20 protein-coding genes are annotated in these 16074 nt (G+C 71.4%); 9 read left to right on the top strand and 11 right to left on the bottom strand.

The features are described from left to right. Positions 1 to 194: 194 nt before the first annotated feature. The 3 genes from bdeA to NIE79_RS11960 form a co-directional block, all read right to left on the bottom strand. Positions 195 to 1103, bottom strand: a complete 909-nt coding sequence (gene bdeA / locus NIE79_RS11970; RefSeq protein ID WP_238678611.1) for a bis(hydroxyethyl) terephthalate hydrolase — start codon at positions 1101 to 1103, stop codon at positions 195 to 197. A 144-nt stretch (positions 1104 to 1247) separates the two neighbouring features. Further along, entirely contained in the window at positions 1248 to 2519 is a 1272-nt protein-coding gene (locus tag NIE79_RS11965; RefSeq protein WP_238678610.1) for an FAD-binding protein, read from the bottom strand. After that, positions 2516 to 3367 carry a hypothetical protein gene (locus NIE79_RS11960; protein ID WP_238678609.1) on the bottom strand — a complete coding sequence of 284 codons (852 nt, stop codon included), beginning with the start codon at positions 3365 to 3367 and terminating at the stop codon, positions 2516 to 2518. Before NIE79_RS11960 ends, NIE79_RS11965 begins: the two co-directional genes overlap by 4 nt. Positions 3368 to 3387: 20 nt before the next feature. Here NIE79_RS11960 and NIE79_RS11955 point away from each other — a divergent pair, with 20 nt between their 5' ends. Then, a complete protein-coding gene (locus tag NIE79_RS11955; protein ID WP_238678608.1) occupies positions 3388 to 3810 on the top strand; it encodes a hypothetical protein in 423 nt (140 codons plus the stop codon). Positions 3811 to 3829: 19 nt separating this feature from the next. Here NIE79_RS11955 and NIE79_RS11950 read toward each other — a convergent pair whose 3' ends face one another. Next, positions 3830 to 4759: an LLM class F420-dependent oxidoreductase gene (locus NIE79_RS11950; protein WP_238678607.1), complete on the bottom strand. Its 930-nt coding sequence runs from the start codon at positions 4757 to 4759 to the stop codon at positions 3830 to 3832. 98 nt (positions 4760 to 4857) lie between these two features. Between NIE79_RS11950 and NIE79_RS11945 the strand changes: the two genes are divergently transcribed. After that, positions 4858 to 5169, top strand: a complete 312-nt coding sequence (locus NIE79_RS11945) for an ArsR/SmtB family transcription factor (protein WP_238678606.1) — start codon at positions 4858 to 4860, stop codon at positions 5167 to 5169. Next, on the top strand, positions 5170 to 5700 hold the full coding sequence (locus NIE79_RS11940; RefSeq protein ID WP_238678605.1) for an SRPBCC family protein: 531 nt from the start codon (positions 5170 to 5172) through the stop codon (positions 5698 to 5700). Positions 5701 to 5747: 47 nt separating this feature from the next. Here NIE79_RS11940 and NIE79_RS11935 read toward each other — a convergent pair whose 3' ends face one another. The 5 genes from NIE79_RS11935 to NIE79_RS11915 all read right to left on the bottom strand — a co-directional run bounded on the left by NIE79_RS11935 (position 5748) and on the right by NIE79_RS11915 (position 9956). Further along, positions 5748 to 6785 (bottom strand): hypothetical protein, encoded by a 1038-nt coding sequence (locus NIE79_RS11935; RefSeq protein ID WP_238678604.1) that lies wholly within the window; start codon positions 6783 to 6785, stop codon positions 5748 to 5750. Next, entirely contained in the window at positions 6785 to 7054 is a 270-nt protein-coding gene (locus NIE79_RS11930; RefSeq protein WP_124859437.1) for a hypothetical protein, read from the bottom strand. Before NIE79_RS11930 ends, NIE79_RS11935 begins: the two co-directional genes overlap by 1 nt. Before the next feature lie 443 nt (positions 7055 to 7497). Then, positions 7498 to 8292, bottom strand: a complete 795-nt coding sequence (locus NIE79_RS11925; protein WP_238678603.1) for a class I SAM-dependent methyltransferase — start codon at positions 8290 to 8292, stop codon at positions 7498 to 7500. Between the two features lie 41 nt (positions 8293 to 8333). Further along, positions 8334 to 8888, bottom strand: a complete 555-nt coding sequence (locus tag NIE79_RS11920; RefSeq protein ID WP_238678602.1) for a Uma2 family endonuclease — start codon at positions 8886 to 8888, stop codon at positions 8334 to 8336. A gap of 48 nt (positions 8889 to 8936) precedes the next feature. Continuing rightward, positions 8937 to 9956 (bottom strand): aldo/keto reductase, encoded by a 1020-nt coding sequence (locus NIE79_RS11915; protein WP_238678601.1) that lies wholly within the window; start codon positions 9954 to 9956, stop codon positions 8937 to 8939. Between the two features lie 142 nt (positions 9957 to 10098). Between NIE79_RS11915 and NIE79_RS11910 the strand changes: the two genes are divergently transcribed. The 4 genes from NIE79_RS11910 to NIE79_RS11895 all read left to right on the top strand — a co-directional run bounded on the left by NIE79_RS11910 (position 10099) and on the right by NIE79_RS11895 (position 12961). Next, the gene (locus NIE79_RS11910) at positions 10099 to 10692 is read left to right on the top strand and encodes a TetR/AcrR family transcriptional regulator (protein WP_238678622.1); all 594 of its coding nucleotides are present in this window, start codon (positions 10099 to 10101) and stop codon (positions 10690 to 10692) included. A 10-nt stretch (positions 10693 to 10702) separates the two neighbouring features. After that, positions 10703 to 11176, top strand: coding sequence for a GNAT family N-acetyltransferase (locus NIE79_RS11905; protein ID WP_238678600.1), 474 nt, complete (start codon positions 10703 to 10705; stop codon positions 11174 to 11176). Between the two features lie 9 nt (positions 11177 to 11185). After that, entirely contained in the window at positions 11186 to 11665 is a 480-nt protein-coding gene (locus NIE79_RS11900; protein WP_238678599.1) for a hypothetical protein, read from the top strand. Between the two features lie 75 nt (positions 11666 to 11740). Next, positions 11741 to 12961 carry an MFS transporter gene (locus tag NIE79_RS11895; protein WP_238678598.1) on the top strand — a complete coding sequence of 407 codons (1221 nt, stop codon included), beginning with the start codon at positions 11741 to 11743 and terminating at the stop codon, positions 12959 to 12961. Between the two features lie 6 nt (positions 12962 to 12967). On the opposite strand, the gene NIE79_RS11890 is transcribed toward NIE79_RS11895, so the two are convergent. Then, positions 12968 to 13561: an HD domain-containing protein gene (locus tag NIE79_RS11890; protein ID WP_238678597.1), complete on the bottom strand. Its 594-nt coding sequence runs from the start codon at positions 13559 to 13561 to the stop codon at positions 12968 to 12970. A 105-nt stretch (positions 13562 to 13666) separates the two neighbouring features. Between NIE79_RS11890 and NIE79_RS11885 the strand changes: the two genes are divergently transcribed. Then, positions 13667 to 14425: a hypothetical protein gene (locus NIE79_RS11885; protein WP_238678596.1), complete on the top strand. Its 759-nt coding sequence runs from the start codon at positions 13667 to 13669 to the stop codon at positions 14423 to 14425. 33 nt (positions 14426 to 14458) lie between these two features. Next, a complete protein-coding gene (locus tag NIE79_RS11880; protein WP_238678595.1) occupies positions 14459 to 15403 on the top strand; it encodes an RNA polymerase sigma-70 factor in 945 nt (314 codons plus the stop codon). A 16-nt stretch (positions 15404 to 15419) separates the two neighbouring features. On the opposite strand, the gene NIE79_RS11875 is transcribed toward NIE79_RS11880, so the two are convergent. Next, entirely contained in the window at positions 15420 to 16037 is a 618-nt protein-coding gene (locus tag NIE79_RS11875; protein WP_238678621.1) for a response regulator, read from the bottom strand. Positions 16038 to 16074 lie beyond the last annotated feature (37 nt).

Raw genomic sequence — 16074 nt, 5'->3', positions numbered from 1 at the left:
CGACCCGCACCCCACAGATGCTCCAACACCTGCCGATGCCCGAACGTCAACACACCCGGCCTGGCCACCAACACCCCCCAGCACAACCAAGATCAGTTGCACTGAACCTTAGAAACCACCCCGCGCCGAGTGGCAATAACTTCATGATCAACCGAGGCGGGGGCCGGGGGCGGGGGCGGGGCAGGGGGCGTGGGTCAGGAGTGGGGGCAGGTGTTGCGGTACTCCTGGATGGTTGTCGAGGCGGAGGGTGCGGGGCAGAGGAACTGGTCGTAGCGGGTGTCGTCGTCCACGAAGCGCTTCAGCCAGGAGATGCTGTACTTGGCGACCGTCACGTTCGTCGAGGTGGGCGCGGAGTGGCTGGCGTTGTTGAGTTCCAGGTACGCCTTGTCCAGCGTGGACGGCAGGCTGGTGTAGAAGGGCTCCGAGTGCGATGACACCGGTGCCACCGAGTCGTTCTCGGCGCCGATCACCAGCGTCGGCACCCGTACGCCGGACCAGTTCTTGACTGTGTGCCAGCCGGTCAGCGGGATCGCGGCCTGCAACTGCGGTCGTGAGTTCGCCGCCGAGAGGCTGCCGCCGCCGCCCATCGAGTGCCCCATCACGGCGAGCCGGTTGCGGTCGATCCGGGTACGCACGCCGCTGGTGTTGGCGAGGTAGTCCAGGGCTGCCAGCAGCTGCGTGCCCCGGCTGGCCGGTTGGTCGTAGCGGGACAACGTGTCGATCGTGATCACCACGAAGCCCTGCGAGGCGAGGCGCGGCCCCAGCCAGGCCACGCTGGACTGGGTGGCCGTGTAGCCGGGTGAGATCGCCACCGCGCCGAAGGTGCCCTCGGCGGTGCTGGTCGGGTAGTAGATCGTTCCGCCCCGGAAACCGCTGACGCTGGAGGCCGCGACGGTGCTCTGGGCGATGGCGAACGCGCCCCGGCTGGCTTCGATGCTGGCCACGGTGGGGGCCGGCCCGCGCTCGTACGGGCTGGCGGCGGCGTGGGCGGCCGGTGCTGCGCCCAGTCCGGTGCCGAGCACGGCCAGGGCGAGCGCCCACCGCAGACCGCGACGGGGGCGGCGGGCGACTGGTTCGGGGGTGATGGCGGGTACGGGTTGCATGTCTCGCTCCGAGGGGTGGAGCCGACGGTCCCGGGGACGGGGACCGGCCGATGGAGTTCATCGACAGATGTCAGTGTGTGGGCGGGGTATTCCACCCCACCAATCCCAGCCGCCCCATGCCACAGCGCTATGGCACCGACTGGGTCACCGGGGGAAGTAGCGGTCCAGGACGTCGGTGCGGAACGTGCCCTTCGGGTCCAGGTCGGCCAGGAGCGCGGCGAAGTCGGCGTACCTCGGGTAGCGGGCGGACAGCTCGGCCGGGTCGGTGACGAAGACCTTGCCCCAGTGCGGGCGGGGCGCGAAGGGCGCCAGCCGCTCCTCCACGGCGGCCACCACGGGCAGCACCGCCGCGGTGTCCTCGATCCAGGTGAAGTGCAGCACGAAGCTGTCCCGCCGGTAGTTCGGGCTGAGCCACAGCTCGTCGGCTGCCACCGTCCGCAGCTCGGACACCAGCAGCACCGGGGCGATCAGGTCCGCCACGTCGTCCAGCGCGGCGAGCGCGTCAGCCGCATCCGCACGCCCGACGTGGTACTCGGATTGCAGTTCGTCGCCGCTGCTCGGGGTGAAGCCGAGCTTGAAGTGCGGCAGGCGCTCGTGCCACGGGCCCGGTTCGCCGAGCTGCGGGGTGCAGTTCTCCGCCGGCATCCCGAGCACCGGGTGCCGGGGCTGGTCCGCGGCAGTGGTGCCCAGCCAGTCCGCCGGGGGTGGCTGCTCGTCGGCCAACTGCTTGCGCCACACCTCGCGCAGCCGGGGCGTACGGAAGTCGGTGAAGACACTCACGCTGTAGGCCGAGCCGAGCGCCTCGTCCAACGCCGTCCGCTCGAGGTCGAGGCGTACGTACTGGCGCAGCGCGAAGGTCGGCACGACGTCCAGGGTCACGCGGGTGACCAGGCCGAGCGCGCCGAGCCCGACCACCATGCCGGCGAACGTCTCGGTGTCACGATCGACCCGGAGCAGATCGCCGTCGGCGGTGACCAGTTCCAGGCCGGCGACCGCGCTGGCCAGGTTGCCGTGGGTCTGGCCGGAGCCGTGGGTGGCGGTGGCCACCGCGCCGGCCACCGAGATGTGCGGCAGCGAGGCGAGGTTCGCCAGCGCGTACCCCTGGGTGTGCAGCTGTCGGGCGACGTCGCCGTAGCGCAGCGCGCCGCTCACTGTGACCTGCCCGCGCTCGTGGTCCACCTCGACGACCGGGGGCAGCCCGGCGAGGCTGACCAGGTCACCGTCGGTGTCGCCGAAACGGTTGAAGGAGTGCCCGCTGCCCACCGCCCGGATCCGGCTGCTGCCGGCGACGAGGCGGCGCAGTTCGTCGACGGAGGTGGGGCTGTGGAACGCCTTCGCGGCGTACCGCACGTTGCCGGCCCAGTTGCGGCGCGGAACGTCGATGATCGGCGCGGCCTGCGGTCCCTGCGCGGTCATGTGGCGGTCTCCCGATCGGTGCTCTGGTGGTCGGCCAACGCGGCGACGAGGGCGCCCAGAACGGTATCCGTCTGGAACGTGTTGTAGCCACGCTGGGCGATCGGCAGACCGGCGGTGGTGGCGCGTTCGATCTCTCCCCGGGCCGCCTGCCGGGCCGACGCGTCCCCGGACATCAGCGCGTCCTGGCCGCGCCGGATCAACCGGTCGACCCGGTCCATCTGGTAGCCACGCAGGCCGACCGGGAGCTCCGGGGCGTCGAAGGCGGCGCGACGCAGCGCGAGCAGGTCGACGAACCGGTCTCCGGCGTAGCGGGTGAGCGCTGCGGACACCTGCTCGGGCTGCTCACGGACCTGGTCGAGGACGAGCAACTCGACGGCCGCCCGGCCGTCGAGCGGGTGGCGGGCGGTCACCAGCTCACGCGGCACAGCCTGCACCGGCACCAGCAGCAGTAGCGGCGGTTTCGGGTAGCCGTCGCGTCGCGGCGGCTCGTCGAGGACCAGCACGTCCACGTCGGCCCACCCGATCTCCCGACGCAGGCCGGGCCGCCGGATGCTGAGCCCTTCCGAGTGGATCCTGAACCGGAACGGCCGCAACGCGCTGACCAGCGCCACCGCGCCGAGCGCGATCGCCCCCACCGCGACGATCGTCCGTAGCAGGGCGCCGTCGCTGGGATAGACCAACAAGAGCACTCCACCGAGTACGCACACCGAGGCGAGCGCACGGGACCCCCGATTCCGGCGCAGTTCCACGCTCGGACCCCCGTTCATGACCGTGGCGTCGGTTCCCGGATCTTCCACCAGACCGGGCACCGAGGACACCGGTCGATCGGGCACGGTTGTTCTCGTCATCGTCGGGGAACCCTACGCCCATGAGCAGCTACCGTGATCCGGCCCTGCGGGGCGACGTGTTCCCCTCCGAGGAGGAGCTGGACCCCACCGGCATTGAGGTCGAGCAGGCCAGCGCGCCGCCGGCCGGCGGATTGCCGAGCCACCCGTCGCCCACGCCCGGTCCTCGGCCCACACCGGCGCCCGCGCCCGCCCCGACGCCGGTGCCGGCACCCGGCCCGCCACCGCGCGCCCCCGGCGCACAGTCGATCGTGACCCGTCACCTGGACGGCTCGGTGGAGGTGGTCACCGACCTCGACGGCGACGGCGTCGCCGACGTCGTCCAAATCGACGTGGACGGTGACGGGATCCCGGACATCACCTATGTGGACAGTGACGGCGACGGGCGGCTGGACACCGTGCTGGGCGACCCGGACGCGGTGGGGACGGGCGCCCACCGGGCCTGACCCCGGAGGCGCTGCCGACTCAGAGCTTCGCCATCACCTCGCTGGCGACCAGCTCCAGGTGCTCCAGGTCGCTGAGGTCCAGCACCTGGAGGTAGAGCCGCTCGCTGCCGATCTCCGCGTACCGGCCGATGGTGTCCAGCACCTCAGCGGGAGTCCCGGCCAGGCCGTTGGCCCGCAGTTCGTCCGGTTCGCGGCCGATGGCGGCGGCCCGACGGGCCACCTCGGCGTCGTCGCGCCCGCAGCAGAGCACCAGGGCGTTGGACCAGACCATTCCGGCCGGGTCCCGGCCGATCTCGACGCAGGCTTCGCGGACCCGGTCGAACTGCGCCGCGGTGTCCGGCACCGAGGCGAACGGCAGGTTGAACTCGTCCGCGTAGCGGGCGGCCAGCCGAGGGGTGCGCTTCGGGCCCGTCCCGCCGAGCAGGATCGGTGGACGCGGCTGCTGCACGGGCTTGGGCAGGGCGGGTGAGTCACGGACCGGGTAGTACCGGCCGTCGTGGTCGAACCGCTCCCCCGCCGGCGTGGACCAGAGCCCGGTGATGACGGCGAGCTGCTCCTCCAGCCGGTCGAACCGCTCGCCCAGCGGCGGGAACGGGATGCCGTACGCGCTGTGCTCCTCGGCGTACCAGCCGGTGCCGATGCCCAGCTCCACCCGGCCGCCGCTCATCTGGTCGACCTGCGCCACTGTGATCGCCAGCGGGCCGGGCAGCCGGAAGGTGGCGGCGGTCATCAGCGTGCCGAGCCGGATGCGGCTGGTCTCCCGGGCCAGGCCGGCGAGCGTGGTCCACGCGTCGGTGGGGCCGGGCTCGCCGCTCACGTCGCCCATCATCAGGTAGTGGTCGGACCGGAAGAACGCGCCGTAGCCGGCGTCCTCGGCGCAGCGGGCGACGGCGAGCAACTGGTCGTAGCTGGCGCCCTGCTGGGGCTCGGTGAAGATCCGAAGTTCCATGATCCGAGCATAGGGAGCCGACCGGCGGTGCCGCGCCGGGACGGCAACGGTAGTCGTATGCTTTGACAGTCATATAACGCAAGAGGCATATTGGGTAGGTGTCCACCGACGCCTTCACCGTCCTCGCCGAGCCCACCCGGCGCCGGATCCTCGATCAGCTCCTCGACGCCGAACGCAGCGTCGGCGAGCTGGTCGACGGGCTCGGGGTCAGCCAGCCAGCCGTCTCCAAACACCTGCGGGTGCTACGCGACGCCGGCTTCGTCACCTGCCGGACGGCCGCCCGACAGCGGATCTACCGCCTCGACTCCGGCCCGCTGCGGGACGTCGACGGCTGGCTCGACCCGTACCGGCGGCTCTGGGTCCGACACCTGGACGCCCTGGAACGGCACCTCGACAGTCAGGAGCAGTGAATGGACCGCGACGCGTTCCGCCCGAGCCCACCCGCCGACGTGCGCGCCGAGCCCACCGACGGCGGCGCGACACTGGTCTTCGTCCGCGACCTGCGGCATCCGCCGGCCACCGTCTGGGCGGCACTGACCGACCCGGCCCAGCTCGCGCAATGGGCGCCGTTCCTCGCCGACCGCGATCTCGGCACCGCCGGCGCGGCCGTGCTCACCCTCATCGACGGCGAGACCACCCAGGAGGACCCGGCGACGGTACGCCGGGCCGAGCCGCCGCACCTGCTGGAGTACACCTGGGGCGACGACCTGCTGCGCTGGGAGCTGAGCCCGCTGGGCAGCGGCACCCGGCTCATCGTGCGGCACACAGTCGCCGACCGGGGCATGCTGCCGATGGTCGCGGCCGGCTGGCACCTCTGCCTCGACGTGGCCGACCGGTTGCTCGACGGCGACCCGGTCGGCCCGATCCGTGGCGCGGAGGCCAGGGACTTCGGCTGGCCCGAGCTGCGCGACGCGTACGCCGAACGGCTCGGTGAGGGCTGACCGGTGCGGTCCCGGCGGCCCCGGAGCCCGGAGCCGCCGGAACCCGGTCAGACGTACGGCCGCTTGGCGTACGCCTCGCGGAGCGCTGCCAGCCCGACCGCCTTCGGCGTCAGGGTGCCCCACCCGGAGTTGAAGTAGTTGGTGCGCACGATCCTTGGCCCACGCTCCGCGTTGAGCTGGGCGATCGCCGCCGGCACCGTGGCGATCCAGGCCGCCTGGTCCGGGATCTCGGCCGACCTGACACCCCATTCGGCGATGATCACGGGTCGGGACAGCGCCACCGGGCCGAGATCGGCCACCGCCCAGTCCTTGGTCCGACGAAACCGGGCCAGCGCGGTGTGGCTGGCGTTGGTGCCGTACGCGTTCCACTGGAGATAGTCAAGGCGGGACATCAGCGACTCCGGGTGGGTGCGCTGGAAGCAGGCCCGGTCGAAGCCGCCCAGTCCCACCGAGAAGGTCGTCCCGGCCGGCAGCGTCCGCGCCTTGAACCACGTCAGGATGTAGGTCATCGCCTGCACCGCCCGAGCGTCCGACTCGGCCCAGGTGTACGCCTTGCCGTCCTCGGTGGTGCCGAACTCGTGGTCGGTGTCCAACTCCGAGGCGAGCTGGATGTTCACCCCGAAGCCGAGCGTCCGGTACTGCGACAGGGCGCGGGCGAACAACCCGTCGCACTGCCCCTTGAGCACCTGGCCGTACCCGTACGCCTTCGGCCAGGTCGCGCCGGGTCGCTGCTGGATGGTCATCGTCGGCGCCGGCACCGTGTAGCTGGTGCCGTCCACCGCGAAGCTCTGTTGTCCGCTGTTCGGAGCGCCGTAGTGCTTCAACTCCAGGACCATGTTCATCTGCACCCCGGCCTTGCCCAGGCTGACCAGCCAGGGCCGGTTGTAGCCGGGGAAGATGTAGCCGTCGGCGAAGCTGCGGTACTGGGTGAGCGACCGGAAGTTGCCGCCGGCCATGTCGGCGGTCGGGTCGGCGCCGCCGGACAGGTAGTAGCCGCCGAGCACGGGTTGGCCCAGGCTGTAGTCGGCGGTGGCCGTCGCGGTGTTGCCGGCGGCGTCGCGGACCTGGACGGTTACCCGGGCCATCACGCCACCGACCGATACACGGCCACGGAGCCGTTGTCGGAGACCCGGGTCCAGGTACGCCCGGAGTTGTCGGTGACGGTCACTGTGAGCGGGTCGATGACCGCCGTGACCTTGACCGGCGCGCTGCTGTTGCCCTGCGCGTCGGTGACCACGATGGTGACGGTCAGCGGTTTGGTGTCGGCGTCTGAGTAGGTGACGGTCAGCAGCATCTGGTCACCCGGCGCGAAGACGGATGCGTTCAGGGCTGCGGTTGCAGTGGGAGCGGCCATGTCGGGCCCTTTCTGGCTCGGTCGCCAGGGCTCCGGCGCGCGGTTCAGCGACGTCGGACCCGGCGGGGTCCACAGTGCGAAAGGCCGGCGGGGCACGGGGACGGCAGGCACTACCGGCGAGCGGCGTTGCCTGACTGCCGGCGGTGCTGACGTCCTTGTCCCGATGGGCGGAGGCACCGCTGCGGGCGCCCGCAGGGGTGTCGGTGACAGCCACGTCCTGTCGTACGCGCGATCGGCACGGCGGCTGTGCCGTGACCGCCGCGGCTTCGAGGCCGGGCTGGGTGAGGGCGGCACCGGCGCGGACGATGTTGTCCCCGCCGGTCCGGAGGATCGGGATGTGGCCCGCCACCCGTCTACCTCCACCTGCCCCAAGGGTGCTCTACCAGGGGCTTTACCGTCTTGTCCGAATTGCGACAAGGGCCGGGAAGAGCCCGGCGCGACGGCTACTCGGGCGGCGTGCCCCGCACGGCCCAGGCCCGCGCGGTGAGTCGGATCGACCCGTCCGGCTCGATCGGCAGCCGGGTCGCCAGCAACTCCCGCAGTGCGGCCCGGTCGGATTCGGCCAACGTCGCGACGTATCCCGGCGCGGACCCCTGACCGCCGAGGAACGGTGTCCAGTAGTCGGCGAAGTCGGTGAAGGTCGTCGGTACGTCGACCGGCCAGACCGACACGTCCCGCAACCCGGCCCCCTCCCACAGCGCGCGGAGCGCGTCGGGCTGACACACAGTGGTGCGGTTCCCTTCGTCCAGCTTCGACGAGGCCGTGTCGAGCTGTGCGGCGGCGGCCCAGAAGTGCCGCATCATCGCCATTCCCTCGGCGTAGTCCCAGACGTAGGCGGCCACCGCCCCGGCCGGCCGGACCACCCGGGCGAACTCCGCCACCGCCCGCGCGGGCTCCGGCACGAAGTTGAGCGTCAATCCGCTGACCACCACGTCCGCGACACGATCGGACAGCGGCAACGCCCGGGCGTCACCGACCTGGAAGGCCGCCCGGGGGTCGGTGACCCGGGTACGCGCGACAGCGACGAAACCCTCCGACGGGTCGACGCCGGTTATCCCGACGGGATCGTCGTGGGTGAGGATCGTCGAGGTCAGCGCCCCGGTGCCGCAGCCCACATCGAGCCAGTGCCGCCCCGGCGGCACTGCCAACCCGCGCAGGAACTCCACAGCGACCAGGCGGCTCCACCGACCCACGTACGCCTCGTACGCGTCACCGTTCGCCCACACCGGCTGCGTCATGCCGGAACGATACGACAGGCCAGGGCTGTCGATGCTGGTGTTCAGTCGAGATGGTCGGCGGGGGCGGTCTGGAGCAGCCAGGCCAGCGGCATCCGCGCCCGCGTCTCGTAGCTGCCGTCCCCGCTCAGCCGGTGCAGGGTGACCGTCTGCGCGCCGTCCCGATCGACCACCCAGTACTGCGGGATCCCCGCCGACGCGTACTCGCGGACCTTGGTCACGGAGTCCATCGCCTCCGAGCCCGGCGAGACGATCTCCACGACGAGTACGACGTCGGCAACCGCGGCCCAGACGCTGCGGGACGGTGGCTTACGCCAGACGCTCACATCGGGGATGCGGCCACCGTCACCGTCCGGTCCGGAGATGCGCACACCGACTGCCTGAAGCACCTGCTCGGCGGGCCAACCCGCCACGATCAACCAGGCGAAGAGGCGACTGGCGATCATGGCATGTTCCGAATCGGGCGGCGGCATGACCGACAGGACCCCCTCGGGGCTGGTCTCGTAGCGGTGACCGTTCGGGTCGGCGGCGTTCATCGCTGCCACATCGTCGAGCGTCACAACGGCGGGCATGTGCATGCCGACAGCCTCAGCGCTCATGAGTCACATCCTAGGTGACCAGCGGCGCGGACCACCGCATCCGAATGCTCAACGACGCCGCTGCGCCGGGTCGAGCAGGGCTGGCGGGGTGTCGAACTTTTCGGCCGCGGCGAGGTCGACCCCGGGTGCGACGATCGCGTCGATCGCGTCGAGCACGTCGCTCGGGAGCACGGTGTCCGCAGCGGCGAGCTGGGCGTGCAGGTGGTCGATGGTGCGGGGGCCGATGATCGCGCTGGTAACGGCCGGGTGCGCGGTGACGAACCCGAGGGCGAGCTGGATCAGGGTGAGCCCCGCCTCGTCGGCGACAGTGGCCAGCTGCTCGACGGCGTCGAGCCGGGCCTGGTTGGCCGGGATGCTGAGGTCGAAGCGGGCGGGCAGGAGCGCCGAACGGCTGGTGGTGATCTCCCGGCCGGCGCGGACCGCACCGGAGAGCCAGCCCGAGGCGAGCGGGCTCCAGGCGAGCACGCCGAGCCCGTACTGCTCGGTCACGGGCAGGACGTGGGCCTCGATTCCCCGTTGCAGGATCGAGTAGCTGGGCTGCTCGGTGACGTAACGGCTCAGGCGGTGCTCCCGCGCGGCCCACTCGGCCTGCACGATGCGGTACGCGGGGAAGGTCGAGGAGCCGAAGTAGCGGATCTTTCCGGCCCGTTGCAGGTCGGTCAGCGCCGACAGGGTCTCCTCGTCGCTGGTGGTTCGGTCCCACCGGTGGATCTGGTAGAGGTCGACGTGGTCGACGCCGAGGCGGCGCAGGCTGTTGTCCAACTCGGTGACCAGCCAGCGGCGCGAGGCGCCCCGCTGATTGCGCTCGTCGCCCATCGGCATGCCGGCCTTGGTGGCCAGCACGATGTCGTCGCGGCGGCCGGCGATGGCCTTGCCGACCAGTTGCTCCGACTCGCCCTGGCTGTACATGTCGGCGGTGTCGATCAGGTTGATTCCGGCGTCCAGCGCGGCGTCGACGATCGCCGTCGTCTCGCCCTGGGTGGTGTGACCCAGTTTGCCGAAGTTCATCGCGCCGAGCACGAGGGTGCTGACCTGGACGCCGGTGCGCCCCAGGGTGCGGTACTGCATGGCTGTTCCTCCACGAAAGGGTGAGGTGACACTGGCCCACTCGCTCTGGCATCCTGAAGTAAGTGGAACCACGTTCCGTTAAGAACGATACGGAACAACGTTCCGTTTGCCAAGTGACGGGGGTAACGGCGCGGTGACCGACATCGACAGCGGATCAGGGAGGCCTACCCCACGGAAGCGGGCCGACGCCCGGCGCAACGAGGCCACGCTGCTGGACGCCGCCGCCTCGGCCTTCGTGTCCTCGGGCGTGGACGCGCCCGTACGGGACATCGCCGCCCGGGCCGGCGTCGGTGTGGGCACCATCTACCGCCACTTCCCGACCCGCGCCGATCTCATCGTCGCCGTCTACCGGCACCAGGTCGAGGCGTGCGCGGAGGCGGGCCCGACCCTGCTGGCCGACAGCAGTACACCGCACGCCGCCCTCGCCCAGTGGATCAACCTCTTCGTCGACTTCCTGGTCACGAAGCACGGCCTCGCCGAGGCGCTTCAGTCCGACAACGTGGCCTTCGAGACGCTGCACGCCTACTTCCTGGACCGCCTCGTGCCGGTGTGCGCCCAACTGCTCGACGCCGCTGCCGCGGCCGGCGAGATCCGCCCCGACGTGACGGCCTTCGAGCTGCTGCGCGGCGTCGGCAATCTCTGCATCGGCGCCGGCGAACCCCGCTACGACGCGCGTCGCATTGTCGAACTCCTCGTCGCGGGGCTGCGCCAACAGCAGGGCGCCGGGCCGCGATAACTTATTGATCATGGCGGACTGGGAACTTCGGCCGGCCTCGGCGGCGGACGTCGACGCGGTGGCCGAGTTGCGGGCTGTGGTGCTGCGGGCCGATCTGGAGCGGCTCGGGCGATACGACGAACAGCGGGTGCGGCAGCGCCTGCGGGACGGTTTCGCACCGGCGTACACCTGGGTTGTCGAGGTGGGCGGCGCGTTCGCCGGCTGCGTGGCGCTGCGGCCCGGCGCGGACGCCCACTGGCTGGAGCACTTCTACCTGGCCCCGCGGCTACAGGGCAGTGGCATCGGCACGGCAGTGCTGCGCGAGTTGCTGGACCGGTGCGACAGCGCCGGCACGCTGGTGCGGCTGAACGTGCTGCGGGGCAGCCCGGCCCGGCGGCTGTACGAGCGGAACGGCTTCACAGTCGACACCGAGGATCCGGTGGACGTGTTCATGGTCCGCCCAGCCCTGACGATCACCGCCGCGGCCCCGACGGTGTCAATGTAACGTTGACAGATGACGTCGGAGCTGGCTCGGCTGGCAGAGGTTCGCGCTACCCGCGCCCGCCTGGACGAGCAGGAGCTGGAGACCATCGACCGCGCGCGCCACGACGGTGCGACGTGGGCCCAGATCGCGACGGCACTCGGCCTCGGCAGCCGGCAGGCCGCCGAGCAGCGTCGACAGCGGCTGGTGGCGGCGCGGTGGTCGCGGCGGCAGCAGCTCGACCTCCGGTTGCCTTCGCAGATCACGGCGTTGCGGGCGGCGGTGGCCGACCTCGGCCGGTGGATCGGCGCCGATCAGCGGTGGGACAACCGATTCCGTCGAGCGGCACTCGTGCGGAGCACCGTGGACGCCGCACTGGACGCCGCCCCGGGCTCGTTGCACGCGTTGGCAGTGCACCTCGCCACCGACCTCGTCGAAGCGGGTGAGCGACTGCCCCCGCCCGCCCGGACCGCCGCGGTGAAGATCGACATCGCCCTGTCAACGAATCGTTGACGATGCGCAGCGGCATTGCCTGCGTTCTGCTCAAGCTTGAGGATATGAGTCACCTCGACTCACCTCGGAGTGCTCATGCGTCGCAACGCGGGCCTGTTCGTGGCGATCTCCCTGCTGTCCGGCTTCGGCAGCAGCGCCATGTCCCTGGTCGCCGGCATCTGGATCCTGGACCTCAGCGGCTCCACCAGCCTCGCCGCCCTCGCCGGGCTCTGTGTGTACGCCCCGGTGCTCGCCGGCCCGTGGCTGGGCGGTCTGCTCGACCGGGCACCCCGGCGGCCGCTGGTCATCGCCGTCAACCTCATGTTGGCCGCCGCCCTGCTGGCACTGCTCGCGGTGCGCGGGCCGGGGCAGACGTGGCTCATCTTCGCCGTCTCGTGCGCCTACGGCGTCAGCTACGTGCTGATCGACGCCGGCGAGACGGCGCTGCTGCCGTCGGCGCTCGCGCCGACCGAACTCGGCGACGTCAACGGGTGGCGCTCCAGCGCGCAGGAGGGCATGAAGCTCGTCGCTCCCCTGGCCGGGGCCGGCCTCTACGCGTGGCGGGGCGGCCACGCTGTCGCCGTCCTCAGCGCGGCCATGCCCGCCCTGGTCGCCACCCTGTACGCGTTCCTTCGCCTGAACCGGACGCCGACCGACCGGCGCACGGAACGCGGCGGCGGCCCGCGTACCGGACTGGTGGTCCTGTTCGGACAGCGAGCGACACGTCTGCCGGTCGTGCTCGCCGCGGTGTCGATCGCCATGTCCGGCTTCACGACGGCGGGAATCTACGCGATCGTCGTGACCGAGCTGCGCCTGCCAACGACGTTCCTGGGTGTGCTGGCCAGCGCGCAGGGGACCGGTTCCCTTCTCGGTGGCCTGATCGTCGGCCGGCTCATCGCGGCACGAGGTGCCGGTGCCGTCGGTGTCGCCGGAACGGCGCTGTTCGCGATCGGCTGCCTGGCGCGCTGCCTGCCGTGGTGGCCGGCCACTGTCGTCGGGGCGGTGGTGGCCGGCGTCGGGCTGCCCTGGACCCTGGTCGCCGCGGTGACCGCCGTGCAGACCCACACGCCGTCGGCACTGCTGGGACGGGTCTCCGCGACGGCCAACACCGCGATGTTCGGACCGCTCGTCGTCGCGATCCCGCTCGGCGCCGCGGCCGTCCACCTCGGTGCCCGCCCCCCGCTCGTGGCCGCCGCGGCGATCTGCCTGACCGCCGTGGTGGTGGCCACGTCCCGCCGCCGGTCGGCACCGCACGACGAGGCGGCAACCGTGCCCCCACCGCGCGGAACGGTTGGAGCCGGTCCGGCGGGCCGCTGACCGCGGTCAGCCCCGCACCGGATGGGTTGCCTGGAAGGCGAGTCGGCGGTCCGCGTCGACGGCGATCTGGTCGAGGATGTCGTCCAGGTCGAGGAAGACCGACCAGCGTTCGCGACCGGTGACGTCGGCCAGCCGGTCCACCAGCAGCTCTTCCAGGTCGGTTACCCGCTTTCCCTTCCACACCTTGTCGGCCACGCTGACCAGCAGGTCGTCGACGTCGATGCCGTCCCGGTGCCAGGACGCGTGGTCGCGCGCGAACCGGGCCGACGATTCGGCGACGCCGTGCTGGAGCAGCAGCTCGTAACCGGCGGGCTCGTGCGCGGAGCCGGGCCCGGACAACTCCTCCGGGTGCCGGACCTTGCCGATGTCGTGAGTGGCGGCGCCGAAGAGCACCGCCTCGCTGTCGAACGGGAGTTGCGGGAACCGGTGCGCCATCGCGTCGGTGAGCTGTGCGGCGACGTCGTGCACGGCCCGCAGGTGCGCGGCGAGGCGCGGCGGCGCGTGCAGTGTCACCAGCAGGGCGACGACCCGGTCGGGCAGGGGCCGTAGCGGCGGGTCCGCGGGTGCGGTGAGGGCTCGGCGCAACGAATCGGACGTCACCGCGGCAAGGGTACGACCACCGCGCCCGCCCGGTCCCTCTCGCGGGGGCAGCCAGAGTTGGTTCGCCTTGGCTACGCTCCCCCACACCACGGAAGGGATCCACCGGTGAGAGATCGACTACGGCAGGTCGCGATGGTCCTGCTCGGCGCGGCACTGTTCGGCACTGCCGGCCTGAGCCTCGGCTCCTGGTACGCCGGTCGCGGCACCGCGCCAGTCAACTCCGCCCAGGCACAGACCATGGCCGCGGAGTTGCTCCCCGGCACCGCAACCTTCGGCTCGAGCGCCGGGAACAACTACCTCTACGGTGTCCTGGCCCCTGACGACTTCGGCTCGCCGTTCCTGGAAATCCACTACGACGCGGCTTCCGACTGCACGCACTCGGAGTCGGTACGGCGCAACGCCACAGAACTGGGTTGGCAGGGCAGTCATCGGGTCGCGGGCACGCCATGCGATGGCTGGCGGGCCGAACGCGACGGGCTGACGGCCACGTTCACTCAGATGGACCGAGGGTCGGTCCTGAGGTTCGCGCCGGCCGCGCCCGACGGCTACGTCACCGTCACCCTCATTACCGCCGTCCTGGGTGCCGCGGCCGGGGCTGCGCTGTTCTGGCTGGCGGGTCGGCAACGTCCACCCGCACCCCGACTGGTTCTCACGCTGGTGACGATCGTCCTCCTCCCGGGCGTCGTCCTCACCTGGCAGGGCCTGATGACGAATGGGTTGACGGAGCCGGCGTGGCCGATCTGGGCGGCCCTTGCTCCCGTGCTGGTGCCGCTGGCGCTCGTGCTGCTGCTGGCCGGGCTGATCTTCCACAGGAGCCGGCGGGAGCCGAGCCGGGTTTCCGGCCCGAGCACGAGCCGACCCTGAGCCGTTCGTCATGCGCCTGGATACTGTCTAGTCATGCCGCTCCGTCCGGACGAGGTCGAGGTGTTCGAGCACTCCAGGGCCCGCCTGGAGGCGATCGCCTATCGCCTGCTGGGCTCGGCCAGCGACGCGGAGGACGCCGTTCAGGACACCTTCCTGCGCTGGCAGAGCGCCGACCGGGAGCACGTCCAGACGCCCCAGGCGTGGCTGACGAAGGTCCTCACGAACGTGTGCCTCAACCAGCTGACCTCGGCGCGGGCCCGGCGGGAGACCTATGTGGGCACCTGGCTGCCCGAGCCGGTCCTCGCCGGGGACCGGATGCTCGGCCCACTCGACACCGCCGAGCAGCGCGAATCGGTCTCGATGGCGGTGCTCACCCTGCTGGAGCGGTTGTCGCCCAACGAACGCGCGGTGTACGTGCTGCGGGAGGCCTTCGGCTACGCGCACGGCGAGATCGCCCAGATCCTCGGCGTCACCGAGTCGAACTGCCAGCAGACCTACCGGCGTGCCAAGCAGCACGTCAGCGCCGAACGGGCCCGCGCGGAGGTCGACCAGGCCGCCGCGCGGAAGATCGTCGCGGAGTTCCTCACGGCGGCCAACAACGGCGAGATCCAGCGGCTGGTGGAGTTGCTGACCGACGATGCGACGAGCACCGCCGACGGTGGCGGCAAGATCCCGGCTCGGGCCGCGCCGATCGTCGGCGCCCTGGCGGTGGCGAAGTTCCTGCGTGGCCTGTTCAGGCCCGCCGACGTCAAACGGGACCTGGTCGGTGGCAGCCCGGCCGTGTACGTCACCACCGCCAACGGCGCTCCGGCGGTGGTGGTCGTGATCGACGACCGGGTCATCGGTGTGATGTCGATGGAGGTGACGCCCGAGGGTGTCGCGGCCATCCACAACCAGGTCAACCCCGACAAGCTCGTCCGCGCCACCCGGCAGTGGTCCGCCTCGGAGCACGAGGAGCCCATCCTCCGCGTCTGGTGACCTGCGGTGCAGCCGCTCAGTTCTCGCCGGCGGTGATCAGGCCGGTCTCGTAGGCGCAGATCACGGCCTGGGTGCGGTCGCGGAGGCCGAGTTTGGTCAGCACGTTGCTGACGTGGGTCTTCACCGTGTGCTCGCTGACCACCAGGGTCTTGGCGATCTCCGCGTTGGCGAGGCCGCGGCCGAGCAGGTGCAGGGTCTCCCGTTCGCGGGTGGTGAGCACGTCGAGGCGGGCGTCGGGCGTGGTGGCCGACCGGGGCGATCCGGTCCGGTGGCGGCCGGTGATGTCCGAGATGATCTGCCGGGTCACCGACGGGGCCAGCAGCGAGTCACCGGCGGCAACGACCCGCACGGCGTGGACGAGGTCGTCGCGGCGTACGTCCTTGAGCAGGAAGCCGCTGGCGCCGGCGTAGAGCGCCTCGTAGACGTAGTCGTCCTGGTCGAAGGTGGTCAGCATGATCACCCGACTGGCGCTCTCCGCGCAGATGCGGCGGGCGGCCTCGATGCCGTCCATCGTCGGCATGCGGATGTCCAGGAGCGTCACCTCCGGCTGGTGCTCCCGGACGGCGGCCACGGCCGCGGCTCCGTCACCGACGTCGGCGACGACTGTTATGTCCGGCTGGGCGTCGAGGATCATGGAGAATCCGCTGCGGACGAGCTCCTGGTCGTCTGCG

The organism is Micromonospora trifolii (genome assembly GCF_022229005.1).
Taxonomy (GTDB): domain Bacteria; phylum Actinomycetota; class Actinomycetes; order Mycobacteriales; family Micromonosporaceae; genus Micromonospora; species Micromonospora trifolii.
This window is presented reverse-complemented; position numbering and strand designations above follow the sequence as displayed.